The 25,267-nt window shown below is 68.4% G+C and carries 22 protein-coding genes; 16 read left to right on the forward strand and 6 right to left on the reverse strand.

The features are described 5' to 3' along the window. Positions 1–74 precede the first annotated feature (74 nt). From ACIGFL_RS01770 to pcaC, 12 genes are all read left to right on the forward strand, one after another. Positions 75–1,415, forward strand: coding sequence for an MFS transporter (locus tag ACIGFL_RS01770; RefSeq protein WP_397495932.1), 1,341 nt, complete (start codon positions 75–77; stop codon positions 1,413–1,415). Positions 1,416–1,442: 27 nt separating this feature from the next. Beyond that, positions 1,443–2,564, forward strand: a complete 1,122-nt coding sequence (locus ACIGFL_RS01775) for a muconate cycloisomerase family protein (RefSeq protein WP_397495933.1) — start codon at positions 1,443–1,445, stop codon at positions 2,562–2,564. Between the two features lie 16 nt (positions 2,565–2,580). Beyond that, positions 2,581–2,871, forward strand: a complete 291-nt coding sequence (catC, locus tag ACIGFL_RS01780; RefSeq protein WP_059392700.1) for a muconolactone Delta-isomerase — start codon at positions 2,581–2,583, stop codon at positions 2,869–2,871. A 29-nt stretch (positions 2,872–2,900) separates the two neighbouring features. Beyond that, a complete protein-coding gene (catA, locus tag ACIGFL_RS01785; protein ID WP_397495934.1) occupies positions 2,901–3,842 on the forward strand; it encodes a catechol 1,2-dioxygenase in 942 nt (313 codons plus the stop codon). 121 nt (positions 3,843–3,963) lie between these two features. After that, complete coding sequence (locus ACIGFL_RS01790; RefSeq protein ID WP_397495935.1) at positions 3,964–5,172, forward strand: benzoate/H(+) symporter BenE family transporter; 1,209 nt, start codon at positions 3,964–3,966, stop codon at positions 5,170–5,172. An 85-nt stretch (positions 5,173–5,257) separates the two neighbouring features. Next, positions 5,258–6,538, forward strand: a complete 1,281-nt coding sequence (locus ACIGFL_RS01795) for an OprD family porin (protein ID WP_397495936.1) — start codon at positions 5,258–5,260, stop codon at positions 6,536–6,538. 146 nt (positions 6,539–6,684) lie between these two features. Further along, complete coding sequence (locus ACIGFL_RS01800; RefSeq protein ID WP_397495938.1) at positions 6,685–7,533, forward strand: CoA transferase subunit A; 849 nt, start codon at positions 6,685–6,687, stop codon at positions 7,531–7,533. Further along, positions 7,533–8,315 carry a CoA-transferase subunit beta gene (locus tag ACIGFL_RS01805; protein WP_397495939.1) on the forward strand — a complete coding sequence of 261 codons (783 nt, stop codon included), beginning with the start codon at positions 7,533–7,535 and terminating at the stop codon, positions 8,313–8,315. Before ACIGFL_RS01800 ends, ACIGFL_RS01805 begins: the two co-directional genes overlap by 1 nt. Then, positions 8,312–9,517 (forward strand): 3-oxoadipyl-CoA thiolase, encoded by a 1,206-nt coding sequence (gene pcaF, locus ACIGFL_RS01810; protein WP_397495940.1) that lies wholly within the window; start codon positions 8,312–8,314, stop codon positions 9,515–9,517. The genes ACIGFL_RS01805 and pcaF overlap by 4 nt, the downstream gene beginning before the upstream one ends. Before the next feature lie 128 nt (positions 9,518–9,645). Beyond that, a complete protein-coding gene (locus ACIGFL_RS01815; RefSeq protein WP_397495941.1) occupies positions 9,646–10,998 on the forward strand; it encodes a 3-carboxy-cis,cis-muconate cycloisomerase in 1,353 nt (450 codons plus the stop codon). 9 nt (positions 10,999–11,007) lie between these two features. Continuing rightward, complete coding sequence (pcaD, locus tag ACIGFL_RS01820) at positions 11,008–11,796, forward strand: 3-oxoadipate enol-lactonase (RefSeq protein ID WP_397495942.1); 789 nt, start codon at positions 11,008–11,010, stop codon at positions 11,794–11,796. A gap of 79 nt (positions 11,797–11,875) precedes the next feature. Beyond that, the gene (gene pcaC / locus ACIGFL_RS01825; protein ID WP_397495943.1) at positions 11,876–12,271 is read left to right on the forward strand and encodes a 4-carboxymuconolactone decarboxylase; all 396 of its coding nucleotides are present in this window, start codon (positions 11,876–11,878) and stop codon (positions 12,269–12,271) included. Positions 12,272–12,405: 134 nt separating this feature from the next. Here the strand turns inward: pcaC and ACIGFL_RS01830 are convergent, their stop codons facing one another. From ACIGFL_RS01830 to ACIGFL_RS01850, 5 genes are all read right to left on the reverse strand, one after another. Continuing rightward, positions 12,406–14,127, reverse strand: a complete 1,722-nt coding sequence (locus tag ACIGFL_RS01830) for an FAD-dependent oxidoreductase (RefSeq protein ID WP_397495944.1) — start codon at positions 14,125–14,127, stop codon at positions 12,406–12,408. A gap of 316 nt (positions 14,128–14,443) precedes the next feature. Further along, positions 14,444–15,703, reverse strand: coding sequence for an OprD family porin (locus ACIGFL_RS01835; RefSeq protein ID WP_397495945.1), 1,260 nt, complete (start codon positions 15,701–15,703; stop codon positions 14,444–14,446). A gap of 127 nt (positions 15,704–15,830) precedes the next feature. Continuing rightward, complete coding sequence (locus ACIGFL_RS01840; RefSeq protein ID WP_021444420.1) at positions 15,831–16,832, reverse strand: tripartite tricarboxylate transporter substrate binding protein; 1,002 nt, start codon at positions 16,830–16,832, stop codon at positions 15,831–15,833. Positions 16,833–16,899: 67 nt separating this feature from the next. Continuing rightward, positions 16,900–18,414: a tripartite tricarboxylate transporter permease gene (locus ACIGFL_RS01845; RefSeq protein WP_122108018.1), complete on the reverse strand. Its 1,515-nt coding sequence runs from the start codon at positions 18,412–18,414 to the stop codon at positions 16,900–16,902. A 13-nt stretch (positions 18,415–18,427) separates the two neighbouring features. Further along, entirely contained in the window at positions 18,428–18,898 is a 471-nt protein-coding gene (locus ACIGFL_RS01850) for a tripartite tricarboxylate transporter TctB family protein (protein ID WP_021444418.1), read from the reverse strand. A gap of 529 nt (positions 18,899–19,427) precedes the next feature. Here ACIGFL_RS01850 and ACIGFL_RS01855 point away from each other — a divergent pair. The 4 genes from ACIGFL_RS01855 (at position 19,428) to ACIGFL_RS01870 (ending at position 23,343) form a co-directional block, all read left to right on the forward strand. Next, positions 19,428–20,204 carry an IclR family transcriptional regulator gene (locus tag ACIGFL_RS01855; protein WP_397495946.1) on the forward strand — a complete coding sequence of 259 codons (777 nt, stop codon included), beginning with the start codon at positions 19,428–19,430 and terminating at the stop codon, positions 20,202–20,204. 383 nt (positions 20,205–20,587) lie between these two features. Continuing rightward, on the forward strand, positions 20,588–21,637 hold the full coding sequence (locus ACIGFL_RS01860; RefSeq protein ID WP_397495947.1) for a Gfo/Idh/MocA family protein: 1,050 nt from the start codon (positions 20,588–20,590) through the stop codon (positions 21,635–21,637). Positions 21,638–21,649: 12 nt separating this feature from the next. Beyond that, the gene (locus ACIGFL_RS01865; RefSeq protein ID WP_397495948.1) at positions 21,650–22,465 is read left to right on the forward strand and encodes a sugar phosphate isomerase/epimerase family protein; all 816 of its coding nucleotides are present in this window, start codon (positions 21,650–21,652) and stop codon (positions 22,463–22,465) included. Positions 22,466–22,467: 2 nt separating this feature from the next. Beyond that, positions 22,468–23,343, forward strand: coding sequence for a DMT family transporter (locus tag ACIGFL_RS01870; protein ID WP_397495949.1), 876 nt, complete (start codon positions 22,468–22,470; stop codon positions 23,341–23,343). 16 nt (positions 23,344–23,359) lie between these two features. Here the strand turns inward: ACIGFL_RS01870 and ACIGFL_RS01875 are convergent, their stop codons facing one another. Further along, positions 23,360–24,697: an MFS transporter gene (locus ACIGFL_RS01875; protein ID WP_122108024.1), complete on the reverse strand. Its 1,338-nt coding sequence runs from the start codon at positions 24,695–24,697 to the stop codon at positions 23,360–23,362. Between the last annotated feature and the right edge of the window lie 570 nt (positions 24,698–25,267).

A 25,267-nucleotide genomic window follows, 5' to 3' on the forward strand; every position in this document is an offset into this window, starting at 1 on the left:
CGGAACACCGGCCGAGCGCTCCTACACAAGCAACCGAGCAGTTCACAACAAAAACAAAACCGAGAACCGATGCCATGCGACAGATAGACGTTCACCCCGTTATCGACAACGCACGTTTTTCCCGCTTCCACTGGATGGTCATGGCGCTGTGCGCGCTGCTGCTGATCTTCGACGGCTACGACCTGTTTATCTTCGGCGTGGTGCTGCCGGCGATCATGCAGGAGTGGAACCTGACCCCGCTGGAGGCCGGTGCCCTGGGCAGCTACGCGCTGTTCGGCATGATGTTCGGCGCCCTCGGCTTCGGCACCCTGGCCGACCGGATCGGGCGCAAGAAGGGCATCACCATCTGCTTCGTGCTGTTCTCCACGGCGACCATCCTCAATGGCTTCGCCACGAGCCCCACCGAGTTCGGCATCTTCCGCTTTATCGCGGGCTTGGGCTGTGGCGGGCTGATGCCCAACGCCGTGGCGCTGATGAACGAGTACGCGCCCAAGCGCCTGCGCAGCACCCTGGTGGCGGTGATGTTCAGCGGCTACTCGCTGGGCGGCATGCTCGCCGCCGGCGTGGGCATCTACATGCTGCCGCGCTTCGGCTGGGAGTCGATGTTCTTCGCCGCCGCCGTGCCGCTGCTGCTGTTGCCGCTGATCCTGTGGAAGCTGCCGGAGTCGGTGGGTTTCCTGGTGCGCCAGGGTCGCCATGAGCAGGCTCGCGCGGTGCTGGCCAAGGTCGAGCCGGGCCTGGCCCTCGACGCCGCCGACCAGTTGCAGATGAGCGATGGCAAGGGCCAGGGCGTCGGCGTCTTCGAGCTGTTCCGCGACGGCCGCGCGCTGCGCACCCTGTGCCTGTGGCTGGCGTTCTTCTGCTGCCTGCTGATGGTCTACGCGCTGAGCTCCTGGCTGCCCAAGCTGATGGCCAGCGCCGGCTACAGCCTGGGCTCGAGCCTGTCGTTTTTGCTGGCGCTGAATTTCGGCGGCATGGCCGGGGCGATTCTCGGCGGCTGGCTGGGCGATCGCTTCAACCTGGGCAAGGTGATGGTGGCCTTCTTCGTCGCCGCCGCCGCCTCGATCAGCCTGCTCGGCTTCAACAGCCCGACGCCGGTGCTCTACGGCCTGATCTTCATCGCCGGCGCCACCACCATCGGCACGCAGATCCTGCTGTACGCCGGCGCCGCGCAGTTCTACGGCCTGTCGATCCGCTCCACCGGCCTCGGCTGGGCCTCGGGCATCGGCCGCAACGGCGCCATCGTCGGGCCGCTGCTCGGCGGCGCGCTGATGGCGATCAACCTGCCGCTGCAACTGAACTTCATCGCCTTCGCCATACCCGGGGCCGTGGCGGCCCTGGCCATGGCGGTGTTCACCCTCAGCGGCCAGCGGCGCCAGGCGGCGTCCGCGGCGCTGGCGGCGGCCAAGGCCTGAGCCTCACCCTGAACCTGGAAGATTGAAATGAGCCACGTCCTGATCGAAAGCCTGACGGCGACCATAGTCGACCTGCCGACCATCCGCCCGCACAAGCTGGCCATGCATACCATGCAGAACCAGACGCTGGTGATCATCCGCCTGCGTTGCAGCGACGGCGTCGAAGGCATAGGCGAAGCCACCACCATCGGTGGCCTGGCCTACGGCAACGAGAGCCCGGAGAGCATCAAGCAGAATATCGACAGCCATCTGGCGCCGGCGCTGATCGGTCAGGACGCGGCCAATATCAACGCCTGCATGCAGCGCCTGGACAAGCTGGCCAAGGGCAACACCTTCGCCAAGTCGGGCATCGAAAGCGCGCTGCTCGACGCCCAGGGCAAGCGCCTGGGCCTGGCGGTCAGCGAGCTGCTCGGCGGCCGCGTGCGCGACAGCCTGGAGGTGGCCTGGACCCTGGCCTCAGGCGACACCGCCCGCGATATCGACGAGGCGCAGCAGATGCTCGCCATCCGCCGCCACCGCATCTTCAAGCTGAAGATCGGTGCCGGCGAGCTGCAGCGCGACCTCAACCACGTCATCGCCATCAAGCAGGCGCTGGGCGACTGCGCCAGCGTGCGGGTCGACGTCAACCAGGGCTGGGACGAGTCCCAGGCCATCCGCGCCTGCCGGGTGCTGGGTGACAACGGCATCGACCTGATCGAGCAGCCCATCGCGCGCATCAATCGCGCCGGCCAGGTGCGCCTCAACCAGCGCAGCCCGGCACCGATCATGGCCGACGAATCCATCGAGAGCGTCGAGGACGCCTTCAGCCTGGCGGCCGACGGCGCCGCCAGCGTGTTCGCCCTGAAGATCGCCAAGAACGGCGGCCCGCGCGCCGTGCTGCGCACTGCGGCCATCGCCGAAGCGGCCGGCATCGCCCTGTACGGCGGCACCATGCTCGAAGGCGCCATCGGCACCCTGGCCTCGGCCCACGCCTTTCTCACCCTCAAGCAGCTGACCTGGGGCACCGAGCTGTTCGGCCCGCTGCTGCTGACCGAGGAGATCGTCAGCGAGCCGCCGCTGTACCGCGATTTCGCCCTGCAGGTGCCGCGTACCCCCGGCCTGGGCCTGACCCTGGACGAAGAGCGCCTGGCGTTCTTCGCCCGCAAGTAAGCAGGAGATCGAAGCCATGCTGTTTCACGTAAAGATGACCGTAAGGCTGCCGGCCGACATGGACCCGGCAGTGGCCGCGCGGATCAAGGCCGAGGAGAAGGAACTGGCTCAGCGCCTGATGCGCGAGGGCACCTGGCGCCACCTGTGGCGCATCGCCGGACACTACGCCAACTACAGCGTATTCGACGTGGCCAGCGTCGAGGCGCTGCACGACACCCTGCTGCAACTGCCGCTGTTCCCCTACATGGACATCGAGGTCACGCCGCTGTGCCGGCATCCCTCGTCGATCCATGCCGACGACCGCTGATCCCCAGAACAACAACGAGGTACGCCACCATGACCGTGAAAATCTCCCACACCCAAGACGTGCAGAACCTGTTCCGCGAGGCCTGCGGCCTCAACAACGAGCAGGGCAGCCCGCGCCTCAAGCAGCTGATGCTGCGCATCGTCGGCGACGCGGCGAAGATCATCGAAGACCTGCAAGTGACCGACGACGAATTCTGGCAGGCGGTGGACTACCTCAACCGCCTCGGCGCGCGCAGCGAGTTCGGCCTGCTGGTGCCGGGCCTGGGCCTGGAACACTTCCTCGACCTGCTGCAGGACGCCAAGGACGCCGAGGCCGGCCTCAGCGGCGGCACCCCGCGCACCATCGAAGGCCCGCTGTACGTAGCCGGCGCGCCCCTGGCCGAGGGCCAGGGGCGGATGGACGACGGCAGCGAAGACGGCGTGGCCACGGTGATGTTCCTCGAAGGCGTGGTGCGCGACACCCAGGGCAAACCGGTGGCCGGCGCCGTGGTCGACCTGTGGCACGCCAACACCAAGGGCAACTACTCCTACTTCGACAAGAGCCAGAGCGACTACAACCTGCGCCGGCGCATCGTCACCGACGCCCAGGGCCGCTATCGCGCGCGCAGCATCGTGCCCAGCGGCTACGGCTGCGACCCGCAGGGCCCAACCCAGGAATGCCTCGACCTGCTCGGCCGCCACGGCCAGCGTCCGGCGCATATCCACTTCTTCATCTCCGCGCCGGGCCATCGCCACTTGACCACCCAGATCAACCTGGCCGGCGACCAGTACCTGTGGGACGACTTCGCCTACGCCACCCGCGAGGGCCTGGTCGGCGATATCCAGTTCGTCGAGGATGAGGCCGCCGCCCGCGACCGCGGTATCTCGGCCAAGCGCTTCGCCGAGCTGACGTTCGACTTCCAACTGCAGAAGGCCCCGCAGGCCAAGGCTGAACGCCGCAGCGCGCGGCCGCGTGCATTGCAGGGCGTCTGAGCCCCCGAGCCCTCGCCCGCTCGCGGGTGAGGGCGGCACCCAGGGCCGTGCCGGCACGGCCCCCGGGCGTAAACAACAAGAGCGTTTCCCAAGAAGCGCCAGCCTGACCTTGCGAGGGACCATGAAAGCCCTGCTCAAAGACTTCAGCCTGCCCGCCCTGGTGGCCGGGCTGCTGGCCACCACCATCTCTTACGCCGGGCCGCTGGTGCTGATCTTCCATGCCGCGGAAAGCGCCGGCCTGTCGCAGGCGCTGCTGTCGTCCTGGGTCTGGGCCATTTCCATCGGCAGTGGCGCGCTGGGCCTCTTGCTCAGCCTGCGCTACCGCACGCCGGTGGTGATCGCCTGGTCGATCCCCGGCAGCGCGCTGCTGGTCGGCGCCCTGCCTGAACTGGGCCTGAACCAGGCCATCGGCGCCTACCTGGTGGCCAACCTGATCCTGTTGCTGATCGCCCTCAGCGGCAGCTTCGACCGGCTGATCGCCAAACTGCCCGGCTCCATCGCCGCCGGTTTGCAGGCCGGCATCCTGTTCGCCTTCGGCATCGAGGTGTTCAAGGCGCTGCCCGAGCAGCCGCTGCTGATCATCAGCATGTTCGTCACCTACCTGCTGCTGCGCCGAGCCGCGCCGCGCTACGCGGTGGCCGGCGTTTTGGCCGTGGGGGCGGTGCTGACCCTGCTCGGCGGCCAGCTGCGCAGCGAGGCGCTGGTGTTGGAGCTGGCCACGCCGCAGTGGATCGCCCCCGAATTCAGCCTCACCGCCACCCTCAACCTGGCGCTGCCGCTGGTGCTGGTGGCGCTGACCGGGCAATTCATGCCGGGCATGGCGGTGCTGCGTGGCGCCGGTTACCAAACCCCGGCCAGCCCGCTGATCGGCGCCAGCGCCATCGGCGGCGCGCTGCTGGCGCCGTTCGGCTGCCACGGCCTGAACCTGGCGGCGGTCACCGCCAGCCTCTGTACCGGCCGCGAGGCCCATGAAGACCCCAAACGGCGCTACGTGGCCGCGGTGGTCGGCAGCCTGGCCTATCTGCTGCTCGGCATCGCCGGCGCCACCCTGGTGTCGCTGTTCGCCGCCTTTCCGGCGGCGCTGATCGCCGCCCTGGCCGGGCTGGCGCTGTACGGCGCGTTCAGCGAGGCGCTGGCGCGCAGCCTGAGCGAGCCCAAGGAGCGCGACGCCGGGCTGTTCACCTTCCTGGTGACGGCCTCCGGGGTGAGTTTCCTCGGCCTGTCGGCGGCCTTCTGGGGCCTGCTGTTCGGTCTCGCCGCGCACCTGCTGCTGCGCCTGCGCAAGCCGGCCGCCATTGCCAGTCCCGCCGGCGAGCCGGCCAGGGAATAACCCCCAATCCATTCCCCCGAACCGGCAACCCCTGGGCTGCCGGGCGGGTTTCTGCAACCTCGATAACAACAAGAGCACGCTACCGATGAAATACAGCCCACGCCTTTGCCTGCTGTCCACCGCCATTGCCGCCTGCCTGCCGAGCCTGAGCCAGGCCGGCGAGGGCGGGTTTATCGACGACGCCAGCGCCACGCTGACGGCGCGCAACTACTACTTCAGCCGCGACTTCTCCGACCTAGTCGGGCCGAACCGGCAGTCCAAGGCCGAGGAGTGGGCGCAGGGTTTTATCCTCAACGTGAAATCCGGTTACACCCCAGGGCCGGTGGGTTTCGGCGTGGATGCCATCGGCCTGCTCGGCCTCAAGCTCGACAGCAGCCCGGATCGAGTCAACACCGGCCTGTTGCCGACCCGCGAGAGCGGCAAGGCCGCCGACGACTACAGTCGTCTGGGCCTGGCGGCGAAGCTGCGCCTGTCCAAGACCGAGCTGAAAGTCGGCGAGCTGCAGCCCAACCTGCCGGTGCTGACCTACTCGGACATTCGCCTGTTGCCGCCCAGCTACCAGGGAGTCAGCCTGGTTTCCAACGAGCTGGCCGGGCTGACCCTGCAGGCCGGGCATCTCAACTCCACCAGCCTGCGCAACGAGGCCGGCGACGACCAGATGCTGGCCATGCTCGGCCACCTGCCGCAGCGCGCGGCGAGCAGCGACGCCTTCAACTACGCCGGCGGCGACTACGCCTTCAACGCCGGGCGCACCTCGCTCGGCGCCTGGTATGCGCAGCTGGAGGACATCTACCAGCAGCGCTTCCTCGGCCTCAAGCACAGCGAGCCGGTCGGCGCCTGGACCCTGGGCGCCAACCTCGGTTTCTACGATTCGGCTGACGACGGCCAGAGCCTGCTCGGTGAGATCGACAATCAGGCGGCCTTCGCCCTGCTTTCGGCCAAGCATGGCGGCCACACCTTCTATGTCGGCTACCAGGCGATGTTCGGCGATGACGCCTTCCCGCGGGTGTTTGCCAATGTCTCGCCGCTGGGCAACGAGGTGCCCACATTCGAGTTCGCCTCGGCCGACGAGCGCTCCTGGCAGGCGCGTTACGACTACGACTTCGCCGCCATGGGCGTGCCGGGCCTGGTGGCCGGGGTGCGCTATATCCGCGGCGACAACGTCGATGCCCAGGCCACCAACCGTGGCGGTGCGCGTTACGAGGGCAAGGACTGGGAGCGCGATCTGGATATCGGCTACGTGGTGCAGAGCGGCGCGCTCAAGGGCCTCGGCATGCGCGTGCGCAACGTCACCGCGCGCTCCAACTACCGCAGCGATATCGACGAGAACCGGCTGATCCTCAGTTACAGCTGGAACCTGCTGTAAGGCGCTATCGGCACCATCAATCAGGAATTGTTCGATAATCGCACCATAAGGCGATTATCGGATTGTTCCGCTGCATGGCGCGCCCTAATCTGAATTCACCGCCACCCCTGCCCGGTGGCACCTGCAACTCAAGCGAGAACAACACGATGGCCGACATTATCACCCTGGGCGAAGCCATTTCGCGCCACGTCAACGACGGCGACTGCGTCGCTCTCGAAGGTTTCACCCATTTGATCCCCACTGCCGCCTCTCACGAACTGATCCGCCAGGGCAAGAAAGACCTGCACCTGGTGCGCATGACCCCGGACCTGGTCTACGACCTGCTGATCGGCGCCGGTTGCGCGCGCAAGCTGACCTTCTCCTGGGGCGGCAACCCCGGCGTCGGCTCGCTGCACCGCCTGCGCGACGCGGTCGAGAAGCAGTGGCCGAACGCCCTGGAAATCGACGAGCACAGCCACGCCGACCTGGCCAACTCCTATGTTGCCGGCGCCTCGGGCCTGCCGTTCGCCCTGCTGCGTGCCTATGCCGGCTCCGACCTGCCCAAGGTCAACCCGAACATCAAGTTCATCGACTGCCCCTTCACCGGCGAGAAGCTGGCCGCCACCCCGGCGGTGCGCCCGGACGTCACCGTGATCCACGCGCAGAAGGCCGACCGCAAGGGCAACGTGCTGCTGTGGGGCATCCTCGGCGTGCAGAAGGAAGCGGCCCTGGCGGCCAAGCGTTGCATCGTCACCGTCGAGGAGATCGTCGATGACCTCAAGGCGCCGATGAATGCCTGCGTGCTGCCGAGCTGGGCGCTGACCGCCGTTTGCCATGTGCCCGGTGGCGCCCACCCGTCCTACGCCCACGGCTACTACGAGCGTGACAACCGCTTCTACCAGGCCTGGGACCCGATTGCCCGCGACCGTGAAACCTTTACCGCCTGGATCGATACCTATATCCGTGGCACCGCCGATTTCGCGGCATTCCAGAAAAAGATTGCGGAGGCCAAGTGATGAGCCACTACAGCACCAATGAAATGATGACCGTCGCCGCCGCCCGTCGCCTGAAGAACGGCGCCGTCTGCTTCGTTGGCATCGGCCTGCCGTCCAAGGCCGCGAACCTGGCGCGCCTGACCTCCTCGCCGGACGTGGTGCTGATCTACGAATCCGGCCCGATCGGCGCCAAGCCCAGCGTGCTGCCGCTGTCGATCGGCGACGGCGAACTGGCCGAAACCGCCGACACCGTGGTGCCCACCGGCGAGATCTTCCGCTACTGGCTGCAGGGCGGGCGCATCGACGTCGGTTTCCTCGGCGCGGCCCAGGTCGACAAGTTCGGCAATATCAACACCACCGTGATCGGCGACTACCACAACCCCAAGGTGCGCCTGCCCGGCGCCGGCGGCGCGCCGGAGATCGCCGGTTCGGCCAAGGAAGTGCTGATCATCCTCAAGCAGTCGCACCGCACCTTCGTCGACAAGCTGGCCTTCATCACCTCGGTCGGCTTCGGCGAGGGCGGCGACCACCGTCAGCAGCTCGGCCTGCCTGGCAAGGGCCCGGTGGGCATCATCACCGACCTGTGCATTATGGAGCCGGAGGCCGGAACCAACGAGTTCATCGTCACCTCGCTGCACCCGGGCGTAAGCCGCGAGCAGGTGATCGAGAGCACCGGCTGGGCCATCCGTTTCGCCGACAATCTGGCCGTGACCGAGGCGCCGAACGACACCGAGCTGGAAGCGCTGCGCGCCCTGGAAGCGCGCACCGCCGCCGCCCATGGCCAGGCCGGGGGTGAGGAATGAGCCGCGACGTATTCATCTGCGACGCCGTGCGCACGCCGATTGGTCGCCTCAATGGCGCGCTGTCGGCGGTGCGCGCCGACGACTTGGCGGCGATTCCGCTCAAGGCGCTGGTCGAGCGTAACCCGCAGGTCGACTGGTCGGCAGTCGATGAAGTGTTCATGGGCTGCGCCAACCAGTCCGGCGAGGACAACCGCAACGTGGCGCGCATGGCGCTGCTGCTCGCCGGTCTGCCGGAAGCGGTGCCGGGCGTGACCCTCAACCGCCTGTGCGCTTCGGGCATGGAAGCGGTGGGCGCCGCCTTCCGCGCCATCGCCACTGGCGAAATGGATCTGGCCATCGCCGCTGGCGTCGAGTCCATGACCCGCGCACCCTACGTGATGGGCAAGGCCGACAGCGCCTTCGGCCGTGGCCAGAAGCTGGAAGACACCACCCTGGGCTGGCGCTTCGTCAACCCGCTGATGAAAGAGCAGTACGGCGTCGATCCGATGCCGGTCACCGGTGACAACGTCGCCGAGGACTACGGCGTCAGCCGCGCCGACCAGGACGCCTTCGGCCTGCGTAGCCAGCAGCGTGCGGCAGCCGCTCAGGAGAGCGGTTACTACGCCGAGGAAATTGTCCCGGTAGTGATCAAGACCAAGAAGGGCGAGATCGTCGTCGACCGTGACGAGCACCCGCGTGCCGACACCACCGCCGAAGGCCTGGCCAAGCTCAAACCGGTCAATGGCGAAGGCAAGACCGTCACCGCCGGTAACGCCTCGGGCCTCAATGACGGCGCCTCGGCGATGATCCTGGCCTCTGCCGGAGCCATTGAGAAGTACGGCCTCAAGCCGCGCGCCAAGGTGCTGGGCATGGCCAGCGGCGGTGTCGCGCCACGCATCATGGGCGTCGGCCCGGTGCCGGCGGTGCGCAAGCTGCTGACCCGCCTGAACCTGAGCATCGAGCAGTTCGACGTGATCGAGCTGAATGAAGCCTTCGCCGCTCAAGGCCTGGCCGTCACCCGCGACCTCGGCCTGCCGGACGATAGCGCCAAGGTCAACCCGAATGGCGGCGCCATCGCCCTCGGCCACCCGCTGGGCATGAGTGGCAACCGCCTGGTACTGACTGCGGTTCATCACTTGGAGAAAACCGGCGGCAAACTCGGCCTGGCGACCATGTGCGTGGGCGTCGGCCAGGGCCTGGCGCTGGCTATCGAGCGGGTGTGACGGATACCTGTAGGGTGGGCTTTAGCCCACCATTGACGGCGGTGGGCTAAAGCCCACCCTACGCCCCTCCCACGGCCGCCGGTTGATGCCACACTTAGCCGTATATTTCTTCCAGGAGCGTTTCGCTCGTGAGCAACCAACTCTTCGATGCCTACTTCACCGCCCCGGCCATGCGTGCGATCTTCTGCGACGCCGGCCGGGTGCAGGGCATGCTCGACTTCGAGGCCGCGCTGGCGCGGGCCGAGGCGCGCGTGGGGCTGATCCCGCCTGAGGCGGTGGCGCCCATCACCGCCGCCTGCCGGGCCGAGCTCTACGACTATGCGGCGCTGGCCCAGGCCATCGCCACGGCGGGTAATTCTGCCATCCCTCTGGTCAAGGCCCTGGGCAAGCGCATCGCCGCCGCCAGCCCGGAGGCCGAGCGTTTCGTACACCTCGGCGCCACCAGCCAGGACGCCATGGACAGCGGCCTGGTGCTGCAGCTGCGCGGCGCCATCGAGCTGATCGAAGGCGACCTCGCCACCCTGGGCGATGCCCTGGCGGCGCAGGCCGAGCGCCATGCCGACACGCCGCTGGCCGGACGCACCTGGCTGCAGCAGGCCACCCCGGTGACCCTGGGCATGAAGCTGGCCGGCGTGCTCGGCGCCATCACCCGCCATCGCCAGCGCTTGAACGAACTCAAGCCGCGCCTGCTGTGCCTGCAGTTCGGCGGCGCCTCGGGCAGCCTGGCGGCGCTCGGCGAGCAGGCCTGGCCGGTGGCCGAGGTGCTGGCCGCCGAGTTGCAGCTGAACCTGCCCGAGCAACCCTGGCACACCCAGCGCGACCGCCTGGTGGAGTTCGCCAGCCTGCTCGGGCTGATCGCCGGCAGCCTGGGCAAGCTCGGCCGCGACCTCAGTCTGCTGATGCAGACCGAGGCCGGCGAGGTGTTCGAGCCTTCCGCGCCGGGCAAGGGTGGCTCGTCGACCATGCCGCACAAGCGCAACCCGGTTGGCGCCGCGGTGCTGATCGGCGCTGCCACCCGCGCGCCGGGCCTGGTGGCGACGATGCTGGCCGCCATGCCGCAGGAGCACGAGCGTAGCCTCGGCCTGTGGCACGCCGAGTGGGAAACCCTGCCGGAGCTGTGCTGCCTGGTCTCCGGTGCGCTGCAGCAGGCGCTGCTGGCGGTGCCGGGGCTGGAGGTGGACGCCGCGCGCATGCGTGCGAACCTCGAACTGACCCAGGGCCTGGTGCTGGCCGAGGCGGTGAGCATCGCCCTGGCCCAGCGCATCGGCCGTGACGCTGCCCATCATCTGGTCGAGCAGTGCTGCCGCCAGGCGGTGCAGCAGGGTGTGCACCTGCGCGCGGTGCTCGGCGCCAATGCCGAGGTCAGCGCAGAGCTGTCCGCCGCCGAGCTCGAGCGCCTGCTCGATCCGGCCCATTACCTGGGACAGGCCCGCCGCTGGGTGCAGCGGGCCGTCGCCGAACACACGCAATTTTCGCGTTAGGAGTTATCCATGCCTGCCGTACGTCTCGCCGATGGCGACCTCAACTACCTGCTCGAAGGCCCGGCCGGCGCGCCGGTGCTGGTGCTGTCCAACTCCCTGGGTACCGACCTGCATATGTGGGACGTGCAGCTGCCGGCGTTGACCCGTCATTTCCGGGTGCTGCGCTACGACACCCGCGGCCATGGCCAGTCGCTGGTGACTGAGGGGCCCTACAGCATCGAGCAACTGGGCCGCGACGTGCTGGCTCTGCTCGATGCGCTGGATATCGCCAAGGCGCATTTCTGTGGGCTGTCCATGGGCGGGCTGATCGGCCAGTGGCTGGCGCTCAACGCGCCCGAGCGCATCGCACGCCTGGTGCTGTGCAATACCGCCGCCAAGATCGGCGCGCCAGAGGTGTGGAACCCGCGTATTGAAGCCGTGCTGGCCGGCGGCGCGCAGGCCATGCGTGACCTGCGCGATGCCTCGATCTCGCGCTGGTTCACCGCCGGCTTCGCCGCGGCGCAGCCGCAGCAGGTCGAGCCCATAGTCGGCATGCTGGCGCAGACTTCGCCCGAAGGTTACGCCGCCAACTGTGCAGCGGTGCGCGATGCCGATTTTCGCGAGCAGCTCGGTGCGATCCGTGCGCCGACCCTGATCCTCTGCGGCAGCCTCGATCCGGTGACCACCGTCGAGCACGGCCGCTTGATGCAGCAGCGGATCGAGGGGGCGAAGCTGGTGGAGTTCCACGCTGCGCACCTGTCCAACGTCGAGGCCGGCGTGGCCTTTACCCAGGCGCTGCTGGATTTCCTGAACCAGTGAAACCATCGGTGCGCATGGCGCACCCTACGGCCGGTATCTGTGGGGTGCGCCGCGCGCACCATCTCTTTCGGAGTTTGAAATGGACGAAAAACAACGCTACGAAGCCGGCATGCAGGTGCGCCGCGCGGTGCTGGGCGACGCCCATGTCGATCGCAGCCTGGACAAGCTCACGCCGTTCAACGAAGAGTTCCAGGAGATGATCACCCGCCACGCCTGGGGCGATATCTGGACCCGCCCCGGTCTGCCGCGGCACACCCGCAGCCTGATCACCATCGCCATGCTGATCGGCATGAACCGCGAGGGTGAACTGAAATTGCACCTGCGCGCGGCTAAGAACAACGGCGTGACCCGCGACGAGATCAAGGAGGTGCTGATGCACAGCGCGATCTACTGCGGCATCCCGGCGGCCAACGCCACCTTCCACCTGGCCGAGGAGGTCTGGGACGAGCTGGGTGTCGAATCCCAGCAGGACTGACCCGCGTTTCCCCTCGACCGTCGCCGGTCCACGCGCCGCGCGGCGGTTTTTTATTGCGGGCTCCGCTGCGCCCGCAGGGTTGGGCGTCAGGGCTGCGCCCTGCAAGCCAACCTACCTCTGGCCCCCCGTTGCACTCAGTCCAGCGTCGTTTCGTACTCTTCGACACCCGCCGCATGCCGTGCGGCGATATAGCCGAAGGTCATGGCCGGGCCGAGGTTGATGCCGCCGGACGGGTAGTGGCCGCCCATCACGCTGGCCGTGTCGCTGCCGGCGGCGTACAGACCGGGGATGGGCTGGTCCTGCGCGTCCAGCACCTGGGCCTGGCCGTTGGTCTTCAGGCCGGCGAAGGTGGCGAAGCTGCCCGGCTCGACCTTCACCGCATAGAAGGGCCCGCGCTCGATGGGCGCCACGCAGGGGTTCGGCCCCTCATGGCTGGCGTCGCCGCTGCGCTGGTTGAAGGGCGTACTGCCGCGACCGAAGGCTGGGTCTTCGCCCTGCGCGGCATGGCGGTTGTACTCGGCCAGGGTCTGCGCCAGGCCCTGCGGGTCGATGCCGCAGGCCCGGGCCAGCGCTTCGACGCTGCCGCCGCGCTTGAGGTAGCCGCTGCGCAGCACCGACCACAGCGGCACCGGCGCCGGACGGGCGATGCCCAGGCCGTAGCGGCGGATAAAGCGGTGGTCGCAGATCAGCCAGGAGCAGACCTCCTCGCCCTGCGGCACCGCCTCGAGCATGGCGGCGACATAGTCGTAGTAGCCCTCGGCCTCGTTGACGAAGCGCCGGCCGCTGCGCAGCACGGCGATCACTCCCGGTTTGCCGCGGTCGATGATATGCGGGAAGTGGCCGACGCGGCCGCCTGCGTAGGGCACCCGCGACACCGGCGCCCAGGCCACCGGCGACTTGAGATCGGTGTTGAGCGCGGCGCCCGCCGCCTCGCCCAGGCGCAGGCCGTCGCCGTTGCAGGCGCGCGGCGGCAGGGCCAGGTGCTCGTGGCCGGTGGGCGTGCGCGGGAACAGCTGACGGCGGCGCTCGATATCGTGGGCGAAACCGCCGGCGGCCAGCAGCACGCCGCGGCGCGCGCGTATGCGCTGTTCGGCCCCGTCGCGTTGCACCACGGCGCCGCAGACCCGGCCGTTGTCGCGCAGCAGGTCGGTGGCCGGCGCCGATTCGAGCAGCTGCACGCCGAGGTCCTCGGCGGACTTGGCCAGTCGCGCCACCAGCGCCACGCCGTTGACCAGGTGCATGGCGCGGCCATGCCGGGCCAGGTGCCAGAGGTGGGCGCTGAAGCGCTTGGCCACGTGCAGCGCGGCCCTGGCCGAGCGGGTCATGCTGAGGAAGGCGGCCAGATCGGCGCCGGCCATGATCGGCATGCCGAGGAAGGAGGTCTCGGGCATGGTCTTGCGCAGGCGCGGCAGCAAGGCGCCGACCTCGCGTGCGTCATAGGGTGCGGCGATCAGCTGATGGCCGCCGGTGGCGGCGCCCGGCGCCTCGCCGCGCATGTCGGGGATGGCGTTGCCGTCGGCGAACTGCAGGCGGCTGTGCTGCTCGAAGAAGCCGACCATCTGCGGACAGGCTTGGAGAAAGGCGTCCACCAGCTCGGCATTGAAATGCTCGCCGAGGCAGTGGCGCAGGTAGCGGCGCGGCTGCTCGATGTCCTCGACTATGCCGGCGCGGCGCGCCAGCGGATTGCGCGGCACCCACATCCAGCCGCCGGACCAGGCCGTGGCGCCGCCGAACACCGCATCCTTCTCCACCAGGATGACCTTTTGCCCATGCCAGGCGGCGGTCACCGCCGCGGCCAGGCCGGCGGCGCCGGAGCCGACGATCAGCAGGTCGCAGTCGAGTTCGGCGTGGGCCATGGCGGGTGTCTCCTGGGGCAAAATGGGTTTAATGGAACCTGGTTCCGGATTCTATGATTGCCTTGAGCGAGGGCCAAGGGCGAATGGAACAATTACCCGGCTAGCGCGGCCGATACTGTGCGTTTAGCGCACGGTTGCCGGAGCGGCGCAAGATCGGCGCGGGTTTCGCCCCTGCCACAAGCCTCAAGCGCTGATCGACCACCGCGGATCGGTCGGGCCTGGCTTTTTTTCTCGGCGAAAAAAAGCCCGTCGCGGAGACGGGCCGAGGGTGCCGTAACACACTTGGAGTCAATCGGGTGGACGCAAGCGCCCGGTACTACAGCAGCGACAGCGGGTAGTTGATGATCAGGCGGTTCTCGTGGATGTCCTGGCCGACGTCGCGACGCACGTCGGAGTTGCGCCAGCGCACGCTGAGGTTCTTCAGGCTGCCTTCCTGGATGGTGTAGGCCAGCTCGGACTCGCGCCCCCACTCCTCGGCATCGGTGCGGCCGCCGGTGTGGATGTTGGAGCCGCTGACGTAGCGGTTCATCAGGGTCAGGCCGGGGATGCCGAGGCCGGCGAAGTTGTAGTCGTGGCGGATCTGCCAGGAGCGCTCTTCGGGGGCGTCGTAGCTGTTGGTGAAGCCGTCGTTGACCAGGGTGCCGCCGCTGGTGCCGTCGATGCGCAGAAACTTGCTGTCGCCGTCCAGGTGCTGGTAGGCGAGCATGAAGCTGTTGTTGCCGGTCTTGGCGGTCAACGCGCCTTGGTAGACCTTGTTGTCCAGCTTGCCGGCCTTGGCCGCGCCTTCGTCCTTGCCGTCGAAGTAGCCGAGGTTGGCGCCCAGCACCCAGTCGCCCACCGGCTGGCTGTGGGTCAGCTGCACGTAGCTCTGCTGGTAGACGTCTTCCAGGCGCGCGTGCCAGACGCCGAGCAGGGTGTTGTTGGCGTTGAAGCGGTATTCGCCGCCGGCAAAGTTGAAGTCGTCGCCCTCGATACCGCCGAAGCTCATCTCTTCGCGGCTGGCGTCGTGGCGCTGGCTGTTCTTCCAGAACTGGCCGCCGTAGAGGGTCAGGCCGTCGAGCTCGTTGGAGGTCAGCTGGGCGCCCTGGAAGGTCTGCGGCAGCGAGCGGCCGTCGTCGGCGCGGAGGATCGGCAGCACGGCGAACCACTCGCCGACCTTCAGCTCGGTCTTGGACAGCTTCGCCTTGGCCGCCACCGCGGTGCGGCCGAAGTCGTCGGCGGCCTGGCCGTCGTCGTGGATCGGCAGCAACTGGCTGTTGGCCGCGCCGCGGTTGCCGTCCAGCTTGACGCTGTACAGGCCGAGCAGGTCGAGGCCGAAGCCGACGGTGCCCTGGGTGAAGCCGGAGCGGGCGTCGAGGATGAAGCTCTGGGTCCAGCCTTCGGCCTGGCCCTGGCGCTCACCCTGGATCAGCGGGTCGGTGCCGTTGAGGTAGTTGCGGTTGAAGTAGTAGTTGCGCAGGTTCAGCGAGACCTTGGCGTCCTCGACGAAGCCGGCGGCCTGGGCGCCGGTCGGCAGGGCGGCGATCACGGCCAGGGTCAGGGCGCTGGGGAGCAGACGGGAGACGGCGTTTTTCATTGTTATGGTTCCTCGTGGTGACTGATTTTCGGGGCGCACGAATCCCTCCACCGCAGCGGATGCGGAAAAAGCAGCAGGGGAGGGGAATGACCGCCGGCGTTCGCCGGCGGCTCGTTTCAGCGCCGTCTCAGGGCTTGGCGATACCGACCGAGTCCGGGGCGATCTCGATGGCCTTGGCCTTGTACATCGACCAGGTGGTGACCGACTGCCAGCGCTTGAGGAAGTCCTCGGCCTCGGCGCCGTTGAGGTTCAGGCTCTGCGCGCCGAAGTTCTTCAAAAAGCCCTGGAACTCCTCGTTGGCCACGGCCTTGGCGTAGGCCTCGACCAGCTTCTGCTTGACCTCGTCCGGGGTGTCCTTGTGCACGAAGGCGCCCCAGAACGGACCCCAGGGCAGGTACTCGGCAATGGCCGGCAGGGACTTGGTGATCGGCTCGACGCCCGGCAGTTCCGGGGTTTCCTCGGTGGCGAACACGGCCAGCGCCTTGAGCTTGCCGCTGCGTACCAGTTCGCGGGCGGCGGCCAGGCTCAGTGGCATGAAGTCGATGTGCTTGCCCATCAGCGCGGTGATGCCGGGGCCGTCGCCGCCGAAGGTCACTTCACGCACTTTCAGCTCGTCCACCGCGTTGATCATCGCGCTGACCGTGCTCGGCAGGCCGCCGGCGCCGGTGGAGCCCATGCGCAGGCTGTCCGGATTGGCCTTGGCGGCGGCCAGCAGCTCGCCCATGGTGTTGAACGGCGCCTCGGCGTTGGCGGCGATCACCACCACGTTCTGGCCGATGATGTTGACCGGGTAGAAGTCGCTGTAGTCGAAGTCGGCCAGGCCCAGCACCGGGTACAGCTGCGGGTTCTCGGCGCCGAGCAGGATGGTGTAGCCGTTCGGGCGCTGCTGCTTGACGAAGGTGCTGCCGATCACCGCAGTGCCGCCGGGGCGGTTGTTGAGGATCAGCTTGCCGCCCAGCTCCTTCTCCACGTAGGGGGTCAGGCTGCGCATCACGTTGTCGGTGGCGCCGCCGGCGCCCCAGGGAATCACCGCCTGGATGCTGCGCTCGGGGTATTCGGCGTGGGCCGGCAGGGCCAGGGTCAGGGCGCTGAGGCCGAGGGCGGCGCCGGTCAGTAGAGCTTTGAACATGTGGAGATTCTCCATCGGATTGTTGTTGTAAGCCCCTGTCGGCCGGGGCGCACCTTGCCTTGCCAGGTCAGCCGCGAGCGACCGCGGTCTTGAACTTGGATTTGAGTTTCTTCAGCAGCGAGGTGTTGCCCAGCAGGATCAGCACCACGGCGCTGCTGAGGATCAGCGACAGCGGGCTGGTGACCAGACCCTGCAGCAGCTCCAGCGGGTTGTCGCCGGCCGAGGACATGGCCTGGCGGTAGGAGGTGTCCATCAGCGGGCCGAGGATGGCGCCGAGGATGATCGGGCCCATCTGGAAGCCGAAGATCTTCAGCAGGTAGCCGAGCAGGCCGAAGCCGAGCATCCAGTACACCTCGGTCATGCTGCTGTTGATCGAGTAGGTGCCGACCACGCAGAGCACCAGGATCAGCGGGATCAGCACGGCCTTGGGCATCTCGACGAACTTGGCGAACAGCTTGATGCCCATCAGGCCGAAGATCATCAGGAAGACGTTGGCCAGCAGCAGGTTGCCGACGGTGAAGTAGAAGATGTGCGGGTTCTCCACCATCAGCATCGGGCCGGGGTTGAGGCCGTGGATCACCAGCGCGCCGATGATCACCGCGGTCACCGCATCGCCCGGCATGCCGAGGGTCAGCATCGGCACGTAGGCACCGCCGACCGCCGCGCTGTTGGCGGTTTCCGGCGCCACCAGGCCCTCGTAGGCGCCCTTGCCGAAGGGTCTGCTGGGATTCTTCACGGTGCGCTTGGCATGGTCGTAGGCCATCAGCGCGGCGATGTCGCCGCCGACCCCGGGCAGCACGCCGACCACCACGCCGATGATCGAGGTGCGGATCGACAGCGGCAGGAACTTCAGCACCATGGCGAAGGACGGCAGGATCTTGTCGACCTTCTGCCGCACCACCGGGCTGTCCAGGTTGTGCAGCTGGTAGAAGGCCTCGGCCACGCCGAACAGGCCGATCATCAGCACCACGTAGTGGATGCCGCCCATCAGCTCGACCTGGCCCAGGGTGAAGCGTCCCTCGGCGGTCACCGGGTCCATGCCGACCAGGCCGATCACCGCGCCCAGGGCGGCGGCGAAGATGCCCTTGGCCAGCGAACCCTCGGCCAGGCTGCCGACCAGCAGCAGGCCGATGGCGGCCACCAGGAAGTAGTCGCGCGGGGCAAATTTCAGCGCCAGATCGCCGATCAGCGGCGCCGCGCTGGCCAGCATCAGGGTGCCGACCAGGCCGCCGATCACCGACATCACCGTGCTCAGGCCGATGGCGCGACCGGCCTCGCCCTGCTGCGCCAGCGGGTAGCCGTCGAAGGCGGTGGCCACCGACGACGGCGCGCCGGGGATGTTCAGCAGAATGGCGCTGCGCGAGCCGCCATAGACGCCGCCGATAAAGATGCCGACGATCAGGGCGAGGGCGTCGTTGACCTCCCAGGAGAAGGTGAAGGACACCAGGATCGACACCGCCATGGTCACCGACAGACCCGGGATGGCGCCGATGTAGATGCCGGCGAAGGTTCCCAGGGCGGTCAGCAGCAGCAGCTGCGGGTCGCTCCAGGCCATCAGCAGATAGGAAAAGGTATCGCTCATCTCGGGTGCCTCGTTATGGCAGGTAAACGCTGAAGGCCAGGGTGAACAGCAGGTAGATCAACAGCAGCAACAGGGCGGCGATCAGCACCGCCGCGACCACCCGGCCGCGGCGCAGGTAGACGATCGACAGCACCAGGAACAGGAAGGTGCTGAGGTAGAAGCTGATCCACTGGATGGCGGCCAGGTAGGCCACCGCCAGCACGGCGAAGATCAGCGTGCGGCGGGGAAAATGCGCGCGGCGGAACTGGCCGAAGGCATCCAGCCAGCCGCTGCAATCGGGCCTGGCCTTGGCCAGCGTCTCGGCACCGATCTTCAGCGCCGCCAGCAGCATCACCAGGCCGACGCCGAGGGGGAAGGCGCCTGGCGAGTTGGCCGAGCTGAAGCCGGCGATCTGGTAGGCCAGATAGAGGATGGCCAGGCTGAAGACCAGCAGCAGCACGCAGAAGCTGCGTTCGCCGACCAGCATTTTTTCTGTCTTGTTCATGCGCTTGCTCCGACAGGCTGGGGAACCGCGACGCGGTCCGGATACGGATGGTCGTCAGGCCGCGTGGGCCAGTCGCGTTCGCAGCGCAGCGCGCGGCGGCAGCTGACGGCCAAGGCAGGCGAGAACGGCAAGGGCAGCGGGCGACGGGGAGGCGCGGCCGTCGAGCGCGAGGCTGGAGGAGTGGGCAACGACCGGCGCGGTTGCGGGGGTTGCCGGGGCACGCAGGTGCAGGGGCTGTGACATGGCAATCGACCTTTTTATATTTATTGGCTACTGAGTTTTCGAAGTCGGATGGCAGCAGGCAGAAAACGACTTCGCTTCAGGGCGTGCTCGGAATAGTGGGCCGACCCCCTGGCCATTTCAATTCGCCAAACCGGGTTCTGTTCGATAACCGAACAAGAACGAACCAGTTAGTACATTCGTCGTGGCGCGGGCAGTATCGCCCGTCTGCCGATTCTCATCCAGCCTGGGGCTCGCCTCCGGTGGTCGCTGTCTCCTAGAATCGCGGCAAATTCAGCAGGGATCTCCCATGGCCGGCAGTCAGATCGAACGCGCGCTCAGCCTCCTCGAAAGTCTCACCCGCGACGCCCGCGGCCTGCCCATGCAGAGCCTGGCCGACGAGCTGGACATCCCCAAGAGCGCCACCCACCGCATGCTCGCCGAGCTGATCCGCCTCGGCTACGTGCGCCAGGACGCGCAGACCAGCCGCTATCGGCTGTCGACCAAGCTGGTGGCGCTGGGCTTTCGCTACCTGGCCAGCAGCGGCGCCGACGTGGTGCAGCCGATCCTCGACCGCCTGGCCGAGGACAGCGGTGAGCTGGTGCGCCTGGGGGTGATCGACGGCGAGCGGCAGACCTGGATCGCCAAGAGCCAGGGCGCCCGCTCCGGCCTGCGCTACGACCCGGACATGGGCCGCGACGCGCCGCTGTTCTACACCGCCTCCGGGCATGCCTGGCTGGCCAGCATGAGCGATGAGCAGGCGCTGGCGCTGGTGGCGCGCCAGGGCATCGCCGATCCGGCCGAGTTCGGCCCCAACGCGCCGCGCAGCGAGCAGGAGCTGCTCGAACGCCTGGCCCTGGCCCGCGAGAAGGGGTATGCCTGGGTGGTGGAGAGCGCTTCGCTGGGCACCTCGGCGCTGGCCGCGGTGGTGCGCCATCCGCTGGACGGCCGGGTGATCGGCGTGCTCAGCATCGCCGGGCCCAGCGCGCGCCTGCCGCTGGCGCGCCTGCACGCACTGGCGCCGCAGCTGCTGGCCGCCGCCGCAGAACTGTCCGCCGCCAGCCCGGCTTCCGAACTGTTCGCCTGAGCCCCCTCGCGGCGGGGATACCCGCCCTGCGCCTCGTCTGGACCTAGGGTGGATCGCGCTTTACCGATCCACCGTTTTGGCGGATGTGAACAGCGACATCCGCCCTACGAACTGGCATCGGGCAGGCTGTGGGAGGGGCTTCAGCCGCGACGGACGCCTGTTGGTGTCGCCGCTGAAGCGCCTCCCACACGAGCTGCCGCCGATCGGTAGCCCGGATGCAATCCGGGAGTGACCATCGCCCCGCATCTTCCCCGCCGACTACCGACCAAAGGCAATCCTCCACCGCCATTTTCGCCTTGCGAATTTTTTGGAACTGAGTTCTAAATTAAAAAAGAGGTCAGCCCCTGGCCTTCCGCTTCGACGACGACAAGAGGATCGCCCGCGTGACTTCTCCCCTGCGTATCGCCCTGATCGGCGCTGGCGTCATGGGCCGCCAGCACCTGCAGCACCTGCGCCAGCTGCCCGAGGCGCAGCTCTGCGCCATCGCCGATCCCGGCCCGCAGGCCGCCGAGTTCGCCGCGCAGTGCGGCGTGGCGCATTTCGCCGAGCACCGGCAAATGCTCGCCGCGGCGCGCCCCGAGGCGGCGATCATCGCCAACCCCAATGCCCTGCACGTCGCCACCGCGCTGGACTGTCTCGCCGCCGGGGTGCCGGTGCTGCTGGAGAAACCGGTGGGCGTACACCTGGACGAGGTGCGCGAGCTGGTCGCCGCCAGCCGCGCCAGCGGCGTGCCGGTGCTGGTCGGCCATCACCGCCGGCACAACCCGCTGATCGTGCGCGCCCGCGAGCTGATCGAGGCGGGCGCGCTCGGCCGCCTGACCACCGTCACCGCGCTGTGGCAGCTGCGCAAGCCCGACAGCTACTACGCCATCCCCTGGCGCCGCGAGGCCGGCGCCGGGCTGCTGCTGACCAACCTGATCCACGACCTCGACCTGCTGCGCCACCTGTGCGGCGAGGTGCGCCAGGTGCAGGCCTTCACCAGCAACGGCGTGCGCGGCTTCGCCAACGAGGACAGCGCCGCCATCCTGCTGCAGTTCGCCAGCGGTGCCCTGGGCAGCCTGACCGGCTCCGACGCGGTGGCCGCACCCTGGAGCTGGGAGCTGGATTCCGGCGAGAACCCGGTCTACCCGCGCCAGGCCGAGCAGCCCTGCTATCTGCTGGCCGGCACCGCGGGCGCGCTGAGCATCCCCCAGCTCAAGCGCTGGCATTACGCCGAGGCCGGCGCCGGCTGGCACGAGCCGCTGCTGCAGGTGCAGGAGCCGTTCGCCGCCGGCGAGGCGCTGCGTCGTCAGCTGCAGCATTTCCTCGAGGTCACCCGCGGCCAGGCCGCGCCGCTGGTCAGCGCCGAGGACGCCGGGCGCACCCTGGCGCTGGTCGAAGCCATCCGCCAGGCCGCCGAATCCGGCCGCGCCTGCGCCCCGCAGATCGTCTGAAGAGTAGAGTCCATGAGCCAACGCATTTTCTCCCTGGCCGCCCTCACCGTGCTCGAGCTGTCGCCGCCGCAGATGGTCGAGGTGGCCGCCCGCGCCGGTTACAGCCATGTCGGCCTGCGCCTGGTGCCGGCCACCCCGGAGGAGCGGCACTTCCCCCTGGTGGCCGACGCCGGCCTGCGCGCGCAGACCCGTCAGCGCCTGCGCGACACCGGCATCCGCGTGCTTGACGTGGAAATCCTGCGGCTGAAACCCGAGACCCGCGTCGCCGAGTTCGAGGCCATCCTCGCCGCCGGCGCCGAGCTGGGCGCCAGCGAGCTGCTGGTGGCCGGCAACGATGCGGACGAGGCGCGCCTGACCGCCAACTTCGCCGCCCTGTGCGACCTTTCCGCGCCCTACGGCCTGCATCCGCACCTGGAATTCATGCCCTGGACCGACGCCCGCGACCTGCGCCAGGCGGCGCGCATCGTCGCCGCGGCGGACCGGGCCAACGGCGGCGTGCTGGTCGATGCCTTCCACTTCGACCGCAGCGCCTCGCGCCTGGCGGATCTCGCCGCGCTGCCGGCCGCGCGCCTGCGCTACGCCCAGCTGTGCGACGTGGCCGGGCCGCGCCCGGCGGACGTGGCCGAGATCCTGCGCCAGGCGCGCAACGAGCGGCGCTTTCCCGGCGACGGCGACGGCGACCTGCTCGGCCTGCTGCGCAGCCTGCCGGCGAACATCCCGCTGAGCCTGGAGATTCCCACCCGCCAGCTGCTGGAGCAGGGCGTCGGCGCGCTGGAGCGCGCGCAGCTGGCGCTGGACAAGAGCCGCACGCTGCTGGCGCGGTTGTAGCCGTGGCCGCCAGCCTGGACGGCGCGCCGGCGCGGCCGCTGGCCGGTATCGCCCTGGTGCTGCTGGCGACCTTGCTGTTCGCCAGCCACGACGCGCTGTCCAAGTACCTGTCCGGCTTCTACCCGGTGGTCATGGTGGTGTGGGCGCGCTACCTGGTGCACAGCCTGTTGATGGCGGTCATCTTCCTGCCCCAATCGGGGCTGCGCGTACTGCGTAGCCGGCGTCCCGGCCTGCAGCTGCTGCGCGCGCTGTGCCTGGGTGCCACCAGCCTGCTGTTCACCAGCGGCCTGCTGTTCCTGCCGTTGGCCGAGGCCACCGCGGTGAATTTCCTCGCCCCGCTGCTGGTCACCGCGTTGTCCGTGCCGCTGCTCGGCGAGGCGGTCAGTCGCGGCCAGTGGGCGGCCGTGCTGGCCGGTTTCGCCGGGGTGCTGATCATCGTCCACCCCGGCGGTGCGCTGTTCACCCCGGCGGTGCTGCTGCCACTGGCCTCGGCTCTGTGCTTCAGCCTCTACCAGTTGCTGACGCGCAAGCTCAGCGAGAGCGACAGCGCCACCACCAGCAACTTCTTCGCCGGGCTGTGCAACACGCTGCTGATAAGCGCCCTGGTGCCGTTCTTCTGGCAGCTGCCGAGCCTGGCGCACGCCCTGTGGATGCTGGCGCTGGGCGGCTGCGGCATGGCCGCGCACCTGTTCCTCACCCAGGCCTTTCGCCACGCGCCGCCGGCGCTGCTGGCGCCCTTCGGCTACGGCCAGATCGTCTTCGCCGGCCTGCTCGGCGCGCTGCTGTTCGGCCATGTCCCGGACCTGGCCGGGCTGGTAGGCATCGCCCTGATCTGCCTGAGCGGGCTGGCGGCGGCCTGGCAGCAGCGCCGCGGCTGAACCGGCAACGTCGCGTTTAGCCGGCGGACTCGCTGCTGAGCCGACGCGGCGCCATCAGGTACAGCCACAGCAGGGCGAGGAAGTAGGTCGCCGGGATCGCGCTGAACAGCAGGGCATAGTTGTTGTGCGTCACCGTCAGCACGTAGCCGACGATCTGCGTCATGAACATGCCGCCGATGGCCGCGCACATGCCGCCGAAGCCGAACACGGTGCTCATCATGTGCTTGGGCGTGTAGTCCATCACCAGGCTCCAGATGTTCGCGGTCCAGGCCTGGTGCGCGCCCACGGCGAGGGCGATGGCCAGCACCGCGACCCACAGGCCGCTGGCGTTGGCGGCGAACACCACGCTGACGATGGTGCAGGCGAACAGCAGCATGGACAGCAGGCGTGCGGTGGTGGCGCGCATGCCGCGGCCGATCAGCCAGGACGAGAGGATGCCGCCGCCGATGCTGCCGAAGTCGGCGGTGAGCCAGATCAGGATCAGCGGGATGCCCATCTGGGTGACGCTGATGCCCAGGTCGTACTGCTCGTTGAGGAAGGGCGGCAGCCAGTAGAGGTAGAACCAGAACACCGGGGCGGTGATCGCGTAGGCCAGGGCGAAGGCCCAGGTGCCGCGCATGCGCAGGATACGCGCCAGGGCGACCTTGCTCGGCTCGGGTTCGACCTCCTGCTGGATGTACGCCAGCTCGCTGCGCTTGAGGCTGGGGTGATCTTCCGGATTGAAGTACTTCAGGGCCCAGAACACCAGCCAGACCAGGCCGAGCAGGCCCATGCTGACGAACGCCGCCTGCCAGCCCCAGACATGCAGGATCAGCGGCAGCAGCGCCGGGGTGACCATGGCGCCGACGTTGGTGCCGGCGTTGAAGATGCCGGTGGCGATGGCGCGCTCGCCGGCCGGGAACCAGATGCGCGTGGTCTTGACGCAGGCCGGGTAGTTGGCCGCCTCGGTCAGACCGAGGATGAAGCGGCAGATCATGAAGCCGACCGCCGAAGTGGCCAGACCGTGGGCACCGGTGGCCAGGCTCCAGAGCAGCACCGCGAGGAAGAACGCGCGCTTCACCCCGACCTTGTCGATGAAGCGGCCCTGCAGCAGGAAACCCACCGCATAGCCGACCTGGAACCAGAAGTTGATGTTGGCGTAGTCCATCGCCGTCCAGCTCATCTCCTCGGCCAGTACCGGCTGCATGATGCCGAGGGCGGCGCGGTCGATGTAGTTCAGGGTGGTGGCGAAGAACACCAGGGCGAGCATGCCCCAGCGCGTCTTGCCGACGGCCATGGCGCCGCGGATCTTGTCGCCGATTCCGCCTTGGCCAAGGCCGGCGGCGGGCAGGGTGGTGCTGGGGGAGTGGTTCATCGGCATGGCCATCCATTCGATGACTGGGCGTGCGCCAGTCGGACTAGGAGTCGGGCATGTGGGCGGGCGGACGGGGTGCCGCGGGCGCCACGCTGCGGGTATCGGCGCCACCGGGGCGCGCGGGATTGCCGGTCTGGCAGGGGCGAGCGGTCAGCCGTGGGCCGTTGGGCGTCGCAGGCGTGGCTGCGGGGCGCTGTCGGCGCGCGCGAGGGCAGGCAGGGAAGGGCAGGCGAATACGGCAGTGACTATGAACATCGTAGGAACCCGAATCTTGAAATTGTTATGGCACAACGCTGTCGGCGTGCGCCCGTGGGCGGCATGCCTGTCGTCAGGCGCGGGGGGTGACTGGCACCGGCCGGCTGGCGATTCACTGGAGATGGTGCGCAGCGGGCATGCCCAGGGTCAATTCGCCAAGCCGGCTTCTGTTCGATAAACGCACGGAAAACTAACCAGTTCGTACATTTAGGTTTGCCGCGCCGTGCGACTGCGCCAATAATCCTTTCACCCTGACTGGCACCTGGTCGGCGGGTGCATGGGTCGTGCGGCCAGCGCCGCAACCCCCGGCACCGC

Source organism: Pseudomonas sp. NPDC077649, assembly GCF_044542855.1.
GTDB lineage: Bacteria > Pseudomonadota > Gammaproteobacteria > Pseudomonadales > Pseudomonadaceae > Aquipseudomonas.

Excerpts from the sequence above, each read along its gene's own strand:
- ACIGFL_RS01800 (WP_397495938.1), top strand. The coding sequence starts at position 6,685 with ATGGCCGACATTATCACCCTGGGCGAAGCCATTTCGCGCCACGTCAAC.
- ACIGFL_RS01770 (WP_397495932.1), top strand. The coding sequence starts at position 75 with ATGCGACAGATAGACGTTCACCCCGTTATCGACAACGCACGTTTTTCC.
- pcaD (WP_397495942.1), top strand. The coding sequence starts at position 11,008 with ATGCCTGCCGTACGTCTCGCCGATGGCGACCTCAACTACCTGCTCGAA.
- ACIGFL_RS01795 (WP_397495936.1), top strand. The coding sequence starts at position 5,258 with ATGAAATACAGCCCACGCCTTTGCCTGCTGTCCACCGCCATTGCCGCC.
- pcaF (WP_397495940.1), top strand. The coding sequence starts at position 8,312 with ATGAGCCGCGACGTATTCATCTGCGACGCCGTGCGCACGCCGATTGGT.
- ACIGFL_RS01840 (WP_021444420.1), bottom strand. The coding sequence starts at position 16,832 with ATGTTCAAAGCTCTACTGACCGGCGCCGCCCTCGGCCTCAGCGCCCTG.
- ACIGFL_RS01865 (WP_397495948.1), top strand. The coding sequence starts at position 21,650 with ATGAGCCAACGCATTTTCTCCCTGGCCGCCCTCACCGTGCTCGAGCTG.
- ACIGFL_RS01875 (WP_122108024.1), bottom strand. The coding sequence starts at position 24,697 with ATGAACCACTCCCCCAGCACCACCCTGCCCGCCGCCGGCCTTGGCCAA.
- ACIGFL_RS01835 (WP_397495945.1), bottom strand. The coding sequence starts at position 15,703 with ATGAAAAACGCCGTCTCCCGTCTGCTCCCCAGCGCCCTGACCCTGGCC.
- ACIGFL_RS01790 (WP_397495935.1), top strand. The coding sequence starts at position 3,964 with ATGAAAGCCCTGCTCAAAGACTTCAGCCTGCCCGCCCTGGTGGCCGGG.
- ACIGFL_RS01830 (WP_397495944.1), bottom strand. The coding sequence starts at position 14,127 with ATGGCCCACGCCGAACTCGACTGCGACCTGCTGATCGTCGGCTCCGGC.
- pcaC (WP_397495943.1), top strand. The coding sequence starts at position 11,876 with ATGGACGAAAAACAACGCTACGAAGCCGGCATGCAGGTGCGCCGCGCG.
- ACIGFL_RS01845 (WP_122108018.1), bottom strand. The coding sequence starts at position 18,414 with ATGAGCGATACCTTTTCCTATCTGCTGATGGCCTGGAGCGACCCGCAG.
- ACIGFL_RS01850 (WP_021444418.1), bottom strand. The coding sequence starts at position 18,898 with ATGAACAAGACAGAAAAAATGCTGGTCGGCGAACGCAGCTTCTGCGTG.
- ACIGFL_RS01855 (WP_397495946.1), top strand. The coding sequence starts at position 19,428 with ATGGCCGGCAGTCAGATCGAACGCGCGCTCAGCCTCCTCGAAAGTCTC.
- ACIGFL_RS01775 (WP_397495933.1), top strand. The coding sequence starts at position 1,443 with ATGAGCCACGTCCTGATCGAAAGCCTGACGGCGACCATAGTCGACCTG.
- catC (WP_059392700.1), top strand. The coding sequence starts at position 2,581 with ATGCTGTTTCACGTAAAGATGACCGTAAGGCTGCCGGCCGACATGGAC.
- catA (WP_397495934.1), top strand. The coding sequence starts at position 2,901 with ATGACCGTGAAAATCTCCCACACCCAAGACGTGCAGAACCTGTTCCGC.
- ACIGFL_RS01805 (WP_397495939.1), top strand. The coding sequence starts at position 7,533 with ATGAGCCACTACAGCACCAATGAAATGATGACCGTCGCCGCCGCCCGT.